This is a genomic window from Pseudomonas sp. SWRI99, from assembly GCF_014270125.1.
Classification (GTDB): domain Bacteria; phylum Pseudomonadota; class Gammaproteobacteria; order Pseudomonadales; family Pseudomonadaceae; genus Aquipseudomonas; species Aquipseudomonas hamedanensis.
Map to the genome: position 1 here is coordinate 51,314 of NZ_JABWQR010000011.1, position 13,493 is coordinate 64,806.

Annotated in this window: 4 protein-coding genes; all 4 read right to left on the minus strand. The window is 57.3% G+C overall.

The window, feature by feature from the left end:
- Window positions 1–151 precede the first annotated feature (151 nt).
- Window positions 152–466, minus strand: coding sequence for a hypothetical protein (locus HU743_RS11055; RefSeq protein WP_186648643.1), 315 nt, complete (start codon window positions 464–466; stop codon window positions 152–154).
- 117 nt (window positions 467–583) lie between these two features.
- Window positions 584–898 (minus strand): hypothetical protein, encoded by a 315-nt coding sequence (locus HU743_RS11060; RefSeq protein ID WP_186648644.1) that lies wholly within the window; start codon window positions 896–898, stop codon window positions 584–586.
- A gap of 486 nt (window positions 899–1,384) precedes the next feature.
- Window positions 1,385–1,963 carry a hypothetical protein gene (locus HU743_RS11065; protein WP_346656520.1) on the minus strand — a complete coding sequence of 193 codons (579 nt, stop codon included), beginning with the start codon at window positions 1,961–1,963 and terminating at the stop codon, window positions 1,385–1,387.
- Between the two features lie 2 nt (window positions 1,964–1,965).
- Window positions 1,966–13,491 carry a filamentous hemagglutinin N-terminal domain-containing protein gene (locus HU743_RS11070; protein WP_186648647.1) on the minus strand — a complete coding sequence of 3,842 codons (11,526 nt, stop codon included), beginning with the start codon at window positions 13,489–13,491 and terminating at the stop codon, window positions 1,966–1,968.
- Between the last annotated feature and the right edge of the window lie 2 nt (window positions 13,492–13,493).

The window sequence follows — 13,493 nt, forward strand, 5'->3', positions numbered from 1 at the left end:
AAAAATGATATCAATTTGATGGCCATACTACTCAGTGTTGCTTGAAGCGTCAAAGCGCTATGACGTGGCCTGTCTTTGACTCCCTTTTCAGCTTGCAGAATACAAACATACCCGACATCACTGTCGTGACACTCTTGAACGTGGGCTGGCCTTATTTATTGAAACTGCCCTCGTCTGTAGTCGGCTGTAAATCTCCGGCTCGACGGCGTTCAGCTACTTCTCGAGCCAATGATTCGACTATTGGACCAGGTCCGCGGATCGTTAAACCTATATACGTTTCGGATTCAATATTGATAACTGCACCGTCCAGTCTTGTGCTCGCCGTATAGAGTTCCTGAGAGCCACCAACAGCCCTACTGTCTTCCATCCCTACTGCTCCGCGTGAGTTAAGCACTGCCGTCAAGGCGGCTATCAATACATTGTCGAACTCATCTCCGAGTCGAATGCTCTTGTTTTCTTTACTCATTACTGAATCTCCCATTCCCAGCATATGCGAATATCTCGATCCCCCTTGACACTGTCCTGCAATCGCGGATCTCACACTCAAAAAGAAAAAAGATACCAAGCGCATTAACAATTATCTCTAGTCAAATATTTCTTTCCTGCGATATACAACCCTATCGGCCTCTGGGACGACAGGCAGTTCGCCGCACCCAAAAACAATCTCCCACTTAAGCTGTAAATTAGAATCCTGATAGGCGGAATACCGACAGATAATGTCATTGACCTCCTCCACGTCCTTCTCCAGATCATCTTGGAGATAAAACATTATCACCCATGCGTCATCATCTCGAGAAAGCACCACCATCCTGAAATTGGGAGTAATGGCACCCAGCATCGACTGCACTAGCATCAACACCTGGAAGTTCCAGTCTTTCAACCCGGCATCATTACTCATCTTCGCGTCCATTTAAGGAAAACAAGGGGACAGCACCATTTTGTCTCGTCAAATTATGAAACCTCACCTATTCTGCTGCACCCGCCGTCGACTATGGGCGGTACTCAATGATAGCTGCTCTTTAGGTCTTGTTGTATCAGTATTGCTAGATGCGCCCCAACGGCTTCATGCCGATGTTCTGCCTCAGGCAAAGAGGTCACAGACTGACGGTGCGATCGATCAAAGAACTAACACATGCAAAGATCATTAAAAGAGGGCAACCTTCTTTTGCCATAATAGAGCAAACGCTGCCGTCCAACCCCTAGACGGCAAATCGCTTGATCAGTATGCCAAGATTGTTACAACCATTCCTACCTAGTACGGGAATGTAATTTACTAAGCCTTTCCATTCAATTTACCTACAAACTCTTCAATAACTTCAGGGATGAGCGCAGCCTCTTCCGGAGAAATCAGCGAACAAAAGGGGACAGTCCCCTTTTGTCCATTTTATAAGAACCGTACTTTCCAAAAATCGTTACCAGCCTCTACCCAGTATCTCTCACGCGCGGGAATCAAAAAACTGAAATCACCACATTCACCAATCCAGCCTGGATGTACATACTCTTCATGAAACCTGCCGTCGTCCATATGCATAAAAATTTTTCGATCGAAATTCACGTAAAAAAGAGGTAGCCGTGAGCGTATAACGTTTGCACGCTTGAACAACTCCGAATCCAGGCCGTGGCCTGTGAGATAATAATTCTCTATTCTTTTAAAGACATCTGGCTCCCCCCCGATAAAGCCCTGCAGATCGGAGGGCAAAAGCAATTGCGCACTTGATCCATGAAGATAATTTTGAAAATTTTCAGCTGTTATTTTCAAAATCCCCTCCCTGAATTTCTGACATGACCGTTCGTACTGGGCAGTTGTTATCGTTCCATTCGCCAAAGAAGCTCGAAGACTGATATCGGCATCAAGTATAAAGTTCCGTTTCTCATCAATAACCCAAAAGCACTTTCCTGAGTGGACAAAAAAACCGATGCTTTTTTCACCATCCCACAGATCATCAAAAACTTCTTGATTCATGGTCATCTCCTAAATTCTTTTAAAAACTCGTCCTGCGTATAAACGCGAGCATTGCTAGCGTTATTTTCGAGCAGCGACTCCCATATCTTCGGCAACTCGAGCGAGTAACCCGGTTGGCCCTCGTCGACTCTCTTGGGCGCGTCACGATCCCTTGGACCATCACCGTGCTGAGGTATCACTCTGTCCATGATTTCCTTATGGGTTTTAGCATCAATATCGAAGACCACCACAGAGCCATCAGGACGCTTGTTCGTCAAGTAGTAGGTAGCGTGGTCAGCATTGCCAACGCTGACACACAGTTGGCCGGTACATCCCGGATTGATGGTAATACTCCCATCCTCATTGGCAGTGATTCGGTTCTGGCTCGTTTTAAACCCTGTTCCCCCACCCTCGACGCGGAAATAGGTTACGGCTTCTGCAGAATCGCTTTTCGTATTTCCTGCGCTGCCTTTTGGAACAGTAGATCCGGCGTCCTCTTTCGTCTCAGCTGGGCCTCCCTTCGGTTTGTCCTTGCCTCCTCCCGCGGTTTTGATCGTCGGAGCCATCCCGGATACAGACATTGCCAAGCCTTCGACAGCAGCCATTGCCATTTCGTGGCTGATGCCAAGCGTCTGAACCAGTGTGTCCGCAATCGCTGCGACTGAATGCCCAGCGGTGATACCCGCAAGCATATTCTGGAATCCATGATTCTCCGCAATCAACAGGTCGAAGAGCTTGGCGGCTTCAGGCGACGCAGAAGCTGCCAAGTCTTTAAGTTTCTGGGTTTTCGCCTCGGCCTCCGCGACAAGTCTTGAAAGTCCCTCACAGCTACCGTGGCTGGCCGCGCATTGAGCAACCGCTTCAATGTCTTGCTTCTGACTCAACGCGTGATATTCGGCATATTTCGCATTCGCACAGGCGGCGTCATTGCCACAAGAGGACAAGTCGTGCGCGGCTCGCTCAAGGTCCGAGTGTGAAAGATAATTGTATTGGGTTGCAGTGGCAGCGATACTGGCCGCAATGTTTGGGTCGGTATCTGCAATCACGGCGGAGAGCACCGCGATCAGTTGCGACATCGCCAGGAGGTTGGCTTTGGCCTGATCGGCTCCCGGCCTGTTCGGATCGTAATTCTCCGGCAGTATCAAGTCTGCAAGATACTGAACCATGGCTTCATTGGCGCCGCCAGCCAAGGCGCCCGTCTTGAAATCCCCGCCCATGGCCATGGACTTCAGGCCACCCACCAATGCATGCGCTGCAATCTTCGTCGGACTGCCTTCCACCAGATTAAGATTACCAACCTTATTGGCGGCGATAGCTCCGCCAATATCGATTACGGCCCCTAACAAATTGTTGACGAAGTTGTCGCCCAGGCTTCCACCCTGCAGTGCGGTCTGAGCCAGAGTATCAGCGCTGGTTTTGAGAATGACTTGGCCTGCACTGTTCCAGTCAAAACCAAGCTCAGTCGGGTTATAACCGAGGCCATTCCCAATGCCGCCCAACATTCCAGAGAGCACGTAGCCCTGAAGATTTTCACTGCTGAAGACGTCCTTGAGAACTGAGCCCAGATCGCCTTTATTGCTGATGGCGCTATTAGCTGCGGTTGTTTCTACTGCAATCAGCACTGCGTTGGCGAAGCCCGCAGAGAAGGTGCCAGCTGTAGCGCCAATCAAACCCGCGCCTGCTCCCCCTGTGACTGCAGCCAGCAGAATCGCCAAGGCCAGTTGTGCAGCTACACCAAGTCCGGATGTCGAGTATTTGAAGCTCTTGTGAATTTCTTCGACACGACGCCAGTCCACATCGCCACGTAACTCAGCCTCCTTGAGCCAAGCCAGTTTTGGATCGGCCTCAACCATGGAGTCGATCGTCTGACTGACAGTTTTGTCGTCGATTTGCTTGATATCGATTTTGAGGCCGTCTACCGCCTTGATCACTAACTTCCCGTTAGCAATCAACTCGCTCTGACGTAGAGTTTCATCTGTACTGCCTTTACCTTTCGCAGAGTTCCATCCCGCATTGCTGTTGCTTTTGGTATGACTTTCGTCATGCAGGTCTTTTACCGCTTCAAAGGTTATCGCCCCACCGCTGTCGAGCGTGATGTCATTGCCACTTTCCAGTTTGGCAACCTGATAGCGCTGGTCTCCCCCGCTCTTAAGGGTCAGGTCACCTCCACTGGTGATCTCACTCCCGATGTACTTGATGTCGGTGACTTCGTCATGCTTGGTCTTGAGGCTGCCGAGCTTCCCATTTTTCTTCATGTCGTAGAGTGAATAATCACTGTCCTGCTTGGCCAGGACCTCGAGGTTATCGCCCGCCACCAGATACGCCTCATCCCCCGCCGTCACCCGACTGGAAATCACACTCAGGTCCTTGCCCGCATCCAGCTTGACGTCGCCGCCCGCCGTGATGCCGGACATCACCTGAGTGACATGGTCCTCCTGGCGCTTCTCTTTTTTATTTTTCGAGTCCGAATGTTCCTCGTCCGCCGCCGAGGTAATCACCAGATTCTCAGTAGCCTTCATCGACACATCACGCTTGGCGTCGATCTGGCTGGCGATGACGTTGATGTCGCGTTTGGCCTCGGCCTTGAAGTCACGCCCGGCATCGATCTCAGCACCCAGTTGGGTGATATCGCTGGCATTTGCCCTCGAACCCAGCGACACGCTGTCGTTAACCTGCACCGACGCCACATTCACATCACGCCCTGCATTCAGCGTCATGTCCTGCCCGCTTTTCAGAACGCCGCCGATGACGTTGATGTCCTTCGCCGCTTTGATGGTCAGGTCATTCACGGCTTCGATGCGTGCTGCGTTGTCGGCAAAATCCTGATGACGAGTGACGGAGCCGTACTGGTCGTCCATCGAGGTGATGGTCCGCTCGTTGATCACATCGCCGGTGCGCGTGGTCAGGCTGACATCTTTGCCGGTGATGATCCCGCCGGCCTTGTTGATGATGTTGTTGGTCGCCAGCAGGTCCAGACGATTGCCCGCCTCGATCGAACCGCTGTTGACCAGGTCTTTGCCGGCTGTAGCGGAGAGGTTGTTGGTAGCCTTGAGCGTACCAACGTTGTCGAGATTTTCCCCGGCGATCAGCGTCACGTCGTTACCGGCAATCAACGCCCCGGTCGGGCCGAGACGGCCATTGGCTTGCGCCAGATAGACCACGGGCACCAGCACTTTTTCGCCGTTCACTTCGTGCTCTTCGAGCCAGACGATGTCGTGGGTCAGCGCGGCGACTTGCTGCGATGTCAGGCCGACGCCGACTGACAGGTTGAGCGCGTCCTTGCTGGCGATGGCGTTGTTCATCAAGTACTTGAACATGCCCTCGTTGGAGGTCTGGCCGTCGAGGAACGCCTGGCCGGTGCGTGCGGTGACGGCTTGCTGGATCAGGCGTTGTTCGTAGAGGCCATCGCCCAGGCGCTTGGCGCTTTGGTCGGGGTCGTAGCCGAGTTTGTCGAGCAGGTAATCGGAGCTCATGAACGACTTGAGGTTGGTGAGCGCCGGGTTGGTTTCGATCAGGTATTTATGCGGATTGGACGGTGCCTGGGTGTCGGGCAGGCCAGTCACGCGGGTGACCGGACGAGTGTCGATCGACTCCTTCATGTCGTTGCCACGGTCGTGCAAACCCGGCCCTGCAGAATCCACCGGAACGTTGGCATTGATGCTGCTGGCAGCTGTTTTCATTACGCTCGGTTTGCGGTCGAAGGTGTCGACCATGCGCGTACTGTCGGAGACCGCAGCCGGCGCATCGATGAAGAGATTGCGCGGTCCACCGCTGGTGGCAGCGACTGCGTGCTCTTGGGTATCGACTGCCTCACTGCCAACCGTCCAGGTCGGTGCTGGCCCGATGTTGCCGGCGACAGCGTCGCTGCTGCCCTGCCCGCTCAAACGGAACAGACCGTTCTCACCCGTCGGCAAGGAAAACCCGGGCAGGCTCAGCGGATTGAACTGCTGTTGAGCCAGGTCCGGCGGCAATTGACTGTTGACGCGCACCACGGTGGTGTTGCTGGTACCGACGCTGGTATCGGCGACTTTGTTGGTGCCGCCGGTTGCGCTGTAGTCCTGCTGGATAACGCTGTTTTCAATTTCCTTTGTTGCATTGATCGAGACCTTGCCACCGGCCTGAATCACCGAGTTGCGTCCGGTCGTTGTGCCGGGCGCACCCGCGCCATCGACGCTCACTTCAACCGGGTCGCCCTTCTGAAACTGCGTCAGTTCGGTCGGTATGGCCATCAGGTTATTCGGGTCGTACAACGATGGCGTCGACGTCTCGAACCCAGCGCTGTAACCCGACATGGCCCGGCCATATTTGCTGTTACCGACGTTGGCGCCGGTCTCGGCGTCAACGATGACAACGCTGTTGCCCACGGTTTTGGCAATCGCTTTACGGATCAGACCTTCAGGCGCGATCACGTAATACATGAACGGGAAATCAGGGTTGTTGCGCTGGTTGTACGGCATTATCACGTTGGCCATGAATTGCGCCGTGGTGCCAGTGCCCATTTCGAAGTTGTACTGACGGGTAACCTCGATGGTCCCGCTTTGGGTGCCTATGTTCTTCAGGCTGACCGCGGTGATGTCAATGCCACCACCCGCCGCTATCGTGCTTTTGCTGTTGAGGAACGTACCGCCGTAGAAGACGAAATCCTTACCAACGTTGAGGACGGCAGACGCGCTGTTATCGGTATCGATGAACTGGTACGTCTCGCGAGTCGCAAGGAAGTTGTTGAACGTACTGCCCACGCAGTCACCGCAGGTGGCCGCGATAAAACCAGAAATCAACTTGCGTTCAGCCGACGCCGTCGGGCCTTCGGTACGGTTCTCGAACACATCGGCATCCAGCGTGAACCCGCCGCCGCTCTCCATCGAACCGGAAATGTTGTACACCCCCGCCGCTCGTGTGCCGCCGCTATAGCCGGCGATCACCACGTTGCCCAGACCGTAGAAATCGCCGCTCTGGTTGGTCAGCGTACCGACGCCGAGCGTCATGTCGTTACCGCTGAAAATCAGTCCACGGTCGTTCAGCAAGACAGGCGCCTTGACGATCAGGTTTTGCGCCGCACCGAGGGTGCCGCGGTTGGCGAGGTTGCCAGCGTTGACGGTCAGGTCTTCGCTGGAAGTGATGCGACCGGCATTGACCAGTTGCCCGTCAATCTTGATGGTCGACGTCGCACCTGCGGCAAAACTGCCGGCTGCGCCGAGGTTCATCGAAGCCGCAGACAGATAGGTGTCGCGCAGGCTGGTCAAGCGCCCGTTGCCGCCATAGTTCCCGGACAAACGCATGTCGATCGATCCATCACTGGCGATCAAGCCATCGTTGGTCCAGTTGCCCCCGCGGATCTGCAGCGAATCCGAAGCCAGCAATTTGCCGCTGGCGGTCTGGCTGAACTCGCGCACGTTGACGTTGAGGCGACCGGCCTGAATGACGTTGGAGTTGCTCCACGTATCAGCGTTGAGTTCCAGCAGTCCACCGGTGACGGTGCTGCCCCCAGCACCGATGACATTGGCGGTGGAGATGTCGAATTTGCCGCGTCCGACATGGTTGAGTTGCCCGCCGCCGTTGAGGAAGCCACCGAGGGCGAGGGTCATGTCGACGTTGGCGGTTTCCAATACGCCGTTGCGGTTGTCCAGCAGGCCGCCAATCTGGAACAGGGTCTTGCCAGTATTGCCCAGCGAACGCAGACGACCGTTCTGGTTATCGACGCTGGCGGCTTTTACGCTCAGTTGAGTGTCGCTTTCGATAACGCCCGCGCCGTTGCGCAACGCACCGGTCAGGCCGAAATCAATGCGGTTGGCGGCAATCTGTCCACTGGCGTTTTCCAGATTTGAACCGGTGACGCCCAGCAATCCTTTCGCATACAGCACCCCACTGCTGTTATCCAGCGCTGTCGTGGTGATGCTGCTGTCAGCCGACTGCGCGGAAATGCGCCCGCCGTTGTTGCTCAGCCCGGCCAGTGCCGACAGGGTCAGGCCCTGCGCCTGAATGATGCCGCCCTGACGATTATTGTTGAGGTCGAAGCCGTTGCGCAGCACGCCGACCGTGCGTGCTTCCAGTGCGCCTTTGATACTCGAAAGGATGCCGCCACGGTTGTCGATGTTGGCCGCTTTGACGAAAACATTGCCGTTTTGCGCGATGATCTTGCCGCTCTGGTTATCGAAATCGCCGCTGACGTCGAGTGTCAGTGCGCCTTCGCTCTGGATCGAACCTTTGCCGTTGCGCAGGCTCGCCGCTGCCAGTTGAACGCCGGCCTTCTGGCTGTAGATCAGACCATCGGCGCTGTTGTCGACGGCGCCCGTTGCGGTGATCTGCAACTGATCATTGGCAGCGACCGTGCCCTTGTTGCTGTTATCCAGCGAACCGGTGTGCGCTTCCAGGGTTTTCTGACTGGCGATCTGGCCGTTCTGGTTGCGCAGAGCGGTCACGCCCTTGATGACCAGCGGCCCTGCGGCGGCCAGTTTGCCGGAGCCGTTGTTCAGCTCCCCGCTCAGATTGAGAGTGATCGCCTCGTTACTGGCGATCTGTCCGCCGCTGTTGTCCAGACGGGTTGCCGTGGCCGTGAAAGCCTGTTTGGCATTGACTGAGCCGCTGGCATTGGTGAACGCCGTGCTGACCACATCCAGTGCCGCGCCGCTGAAAATCAGGCCCAGATTGTTATCCAGCGCACCGCCCAGCGTCAGGGTCTGCCCCGCGCCGCTGCTGAGATTGCCCTTGTTGCTGTTGTCGAGACTTCCCGCTTTGACGATCAGGTTACCTTGGGCGACCAGCGCACCGCTGCCGCTGTTGAGCAGCGCCCCCTTGAGGTCAACGGTGACGTCGGCGAACTTGCTTGAGACCGTGCCGCTGTTGCGGTTATCCAGGCTGTCGCCGTTGACGGTGAGTCCTTGCCAGCCCGAAATCAGGCCTTTCTGGTTGTTCAACGCGGTGCCACGCAACAGCAGTTTTTCGCCGCTGATGATCTTGCCGGAAGTGTTGTTCAGCGCTTGTGCAATGAGATCAAAACCTGTGTTGCTGGAAATCTCGCCGCTCTGGTTGTTGAGGTCATGCAGACGTTTGAGCGTCAATGGACCTTTGGCGGTCAGCAATCCGCCCTGGTTGCTGAGATCACCGCCGGCCAGATCCACGGAAACGCCTTGTTCACCCCGCAGGCGTCCGCCGTTCTGGGTCAAGGACGTCAGTTTCAGATCCATGTCGCCACTGGCAGAGACTTCGCCGCCGTCGCTGGAGTCCAGGCCGGTGGCGGTCAGGGTCAGGTTGCCTTGGCTGTTGATCAGTCCACTGTCGCGGTTGTTCAACTCGGCACTGTTAATCTCCATGGATTGCGCCGAACTGATCAATCCTTTCGCGTCGTTGCGCAGCAAACCGTCGACGGTCAGGTCGAGATCGCCACGGCTGATGATGTTGCCCGCGCTGTTGTTCAGGCTTGCCGCGCGTACATCAATCGACGCCGCGCCAATCAGGCCCTTGACGTTGTTCAGCGCCGCCGCAATACGCAAAGTCAGGCCCTGATTGCTCAGGAGCTTGCCGTTGCTGTTATCCAGGCTTTGCGCGGTGAGGGTAAACGCCTCGGCGCTGGAAATCGTACCGCCCTGGTTGTTGACGCCGTTGAGCTGCTTGAGCAGCAGCGCACCCGGAGCGTTGATCAACCCTCCGATGTTGTCCAACTGGCCGTGGTTCAAATCCAGGCTCAGTTGCGTATTGCTGAACAGCTTGCCGCCCTGTTGATCGAAGCCGCTGACCGACGCCGTCAGGGCGTTTTGACTGCCAATACTGCCGTCGCCACCATTGGTGACCTGACCGGCGGTTAGGTTCAACGTGTCGGCGCTGCTGAGCCGGCCATTGCTGTTATCGAATGCACCGGTGGTGATGCTGACGGCGCCTTTAGCGCTGAGGATGCCCTGCGAGCGGTTGTCGAGGCTGGCGCTGTTGAGCACAAGGGCGCCGTCGGTGACGATCTGGCCGCCCTGGTTGTCGACGCTACCGTCACTGTTGACGGTCAGATCGCCGGCGCTGGACAGACTGCCGCCGGTGTTGGTCAATTGCGCTGTTTTGACGGTCAGCGCCTGTTCGCTGCTGACCTTACCCTGACTGTTATCGAAAGCGCCCGTGAGGGTCAGTTGCATGCCGTGCTGACTGAGCAATGATCCGGCATTGACCAGGGTGCGTCCGCGCAGATCCAACGACGTACCGGCGTCGATCAGGCCTTTGCTAAGGTTGATCACCTCATCGACGATCAGGGTCAGCGCCTTGCCGGTGAAGACCTTGCCGCCCTCGCTGTTGTCGAGTTTTGTAGCGCTGATGTGCAGATCACCGTTGGTACTGATTTCACCGCCACGGTTATCCAGATCAGCGATCGTCAGGGTCATGTCCTGGCTTGAACCAAGCAGACCGTTCTGCCGGTTATCGACTTGATCGGCGTCCAGTTTGAGTACGCCAGTGGCGATCAACTGACCTTTCTGGTTGTTGAAAGCGCGTGCCTCAACACTGACGTCCGCTTTACCGGCAATGCTGCCTTCGCCATTGACCAGCTCATCGGCGGTAACCGTCAGTTGACCATCAGCGATGACAGTGCCGAGTTGGTTATCCAGGGATTTATCAGTGGTCAGCAATAAAGCGCCGCGGCTGCTGATCAAGCCCTGCCCGTTGTCGAGGCTGGCGCTGTGGCTGTCCAGCGAGGCGCCGGAAATAGCACCTTTGACGTTGTTCAGCGCCGCTGCAATGCGCAGGGTCAAACCCTGTTGGCTGAGCAGTTTGCCGTTGCTGTTATCGAGGCTTTGCGCCGCGAGCGCGAAGGCTAGCTGACTGGAAATCTCCCCGCCCTGGTTGTTTACGCCGTTGAGGTTTTTCAGCAGCAGCGTGCCGGGGGCATTGATCAAACCGTTCTGGTTGTTCAACTGGCCGTTGTGCAGATCGAGGGTCAGAGCGGACTTGCTGAACAGTTCGCCGCCCTGCTGATCCAGCCCGGTCAGCGAAACGTCCAGCGCCTGTTGGCTGGCGATGCGTCCGCTGGCGTTGTTGACCTGCCCGGCCTTGAGCGTCAGTGCCGCACCGCTGGTGAGCTTGCCGCCATCGCTGTTGTCGAACGCGCCGGTTTCGACGCGGCTGATGCCCTGGCCGAAGATCACGCCTTTGTGGCTGTTATCCAGGCTGGCGCTGTTGAGGGTCAGCGCGGCGTCAGTGCTGATCGAACCGCCCCAATTGAGCAACGCGCCAGTGCTCGTCAGTTTCAGGTTACCGGCACTGCCGAGGCTGCCGCTGCGGTTGTCGATACGCGCGGCGTCGACGCTCAGCACGCCCTCGGTGCTGATGACCCCGGCGTTCATCAGCGCATCGTCCAGCGTAATCACCAGACCGTTGAGGCTGTTGAGCGTGCCGCCGCTGTTGTCCAGCGTCGTGCCACTGATGGTCGCCGCGCCTTTGGCGGCGGAGATCAAGCCCTTGTTCTGGTTGATCAGTCTGGCGACGCTCAGCCCGAGATCGGTACCGGCAAGAATTTCGCCGCCGTCGCTGTTGTCCAGACGCAGGCCTTTGACGTTCAGCAACAGGCTGCTGGAGATCTCACCACTGCGGTTATCGATGTCGTCAACGCTGAGTGTCAGCGCTTTAGTGGTGCCGACCAGACCACCGTTCCGGTTGTCGAGGGTTTTACCGCTGAGGGTCAAATTGCCTTGGGCGACCAGTTCGCCGCCCTGCTGTTGCAGCAGACCGATAGTCGCCAGCAGGTCGCCCTGACTGGAGATCCGCCCGGCAGCGTTTTGAATCTCGGCGGCAGTAAGATTGAAAGGCCCCGCTGCGCTGACCAGACCGCCGCTGTTGTCCAGACGGTTGCCGACGTAAGTCAGGCCGGCCTTGGCGCTGATCACGCCTTTGTCGCGGTTATCCATTTGCGCGATATTCACGCTCAACTGCTGATCAGCCTGAATCACCCCGGCCCGGTTATCGGCCACATCGCCGCGCAACGCCAAGGCGTTTTTACCAATGATTTTGCCGTCGCGGTTATCCAGCGTACCGGCCTGCACATCGATGGCGCCTTTGGCCGAGATATCGCCCTTGTTGCGGTTGTCGAGCGTGCCGCTGATGCGTGCGGTCAGGCTGCCATCGCTGACCAGCGCACCGCCCTGGCGGTTATCCAGACTCGCGGCTTTAACGAACACCGCAGCGCCGGAACCGAGCACGCCGTCACGGTTGTCCAGCGCACCGCGCAGATCGATCGACAGTCCCAGATCACCGAGAACCTGGCCGCTGAGATTGTTCAGCGCCCCGCCTGTTACGGTGATGTTTTTCGCGCTGAGCATGCCGCTCTGGTTGTTCAGGGTTTGCGTGGCGTTGACGCTCAGGTTGCGGCTGGCGGCAAGGCTGTTGCCGGCGTTATCAACGATCTGTGCGCTCAGGCTCAGATCGCCGCTGGCATTGCGGCTGCCGTCAGCATTGACGCCGGCCTCGATAGTGCCAGCGTTGGTCAATTGACCGCCGGCGCTGAGGCTGATGCTGTCGCGCGCGGCGAGGGTCTGGCGGTTGGTCAGGTTGCCCTGGGTTTGCACGGTGAGTGCGCTGCCAGCGTAAACCGTGCCACGTGCATCGAGGCTGGCGGCCTTGACGTTGACCGCGCCGGCCGCCGATGTATCGGCCAGGCTCAGCTGGCCGTTGGCATCGAGCTGAATATCACCGCCGCTGGCAATCAGTTTGCCGTCGAGTTTCACCCCGACGCCGGCTTCGGTGCCGACCAGTTTGATCGCCCCGGCATACATGCCGCCGAGCGCCGAGGAATCGATCGCCAGTTGCGGCTTGGCACTGCCGTCATCGGCGCGGGCCGTCGCGTTCAGGCTGTCTGCATTGACGTCGTTGCGACCGGCAACGATGGTCAGGCTCTGCGCCTGAATCTGCGCGTTGATCTTCGCGCTGCGGGTGATGATCTCGAAGCGATCGACATTGCTGGCGTTAATGCCCGCGCCTTCGATGGCCACCGACCCCTGATCGACTTGAAAGCGATCCAGTCGGCCGTTTTCGATCACCGGTTTGCCGGTGGTCAGGGTGACGCGCGGCGAGTTGATGAAACCGCAACCGTTACAGGTGATGCCGTACGGGTTGGCGACGATCACCCGCGCCGACTGCCCGGCCACTTCGGTGTAACCGCGCAATTGGCTCGGGTTACCGCTGATGACTTCGTTGAGAATCGCCTGCGCCGAACCGCTGTTCTTCAGGTTCGGGTTGCCGATGACGTGGCCGCCCAATTGCGTATTGGAGGTCTGGGTTGCTCCGTTGTTGAGGATGACGCCCTGCGCGCCAACGTTGTAATCATGGAACTGGTTGTGCGACAGGCCGCTGCCGTTGGGCGTGGCGATGTTGATGATCGGCACGCCATTGCCGGCGCGATCCAGCGTGGTGTTCGGGTTGGCGACGACGATGCCGTCGGCCTGCGCCCACATCGGTTGCCAGAACATGACGTTCGCCAGCAGAAAGGCCAGCCCGCGCTTGGGCATGCCAAGAAACGTTTCTTGGTTGTTTGCGGCTGCGCGGGGCTGGTCGGCGAGCGAGACGGGGTGACGAACGTCCATGT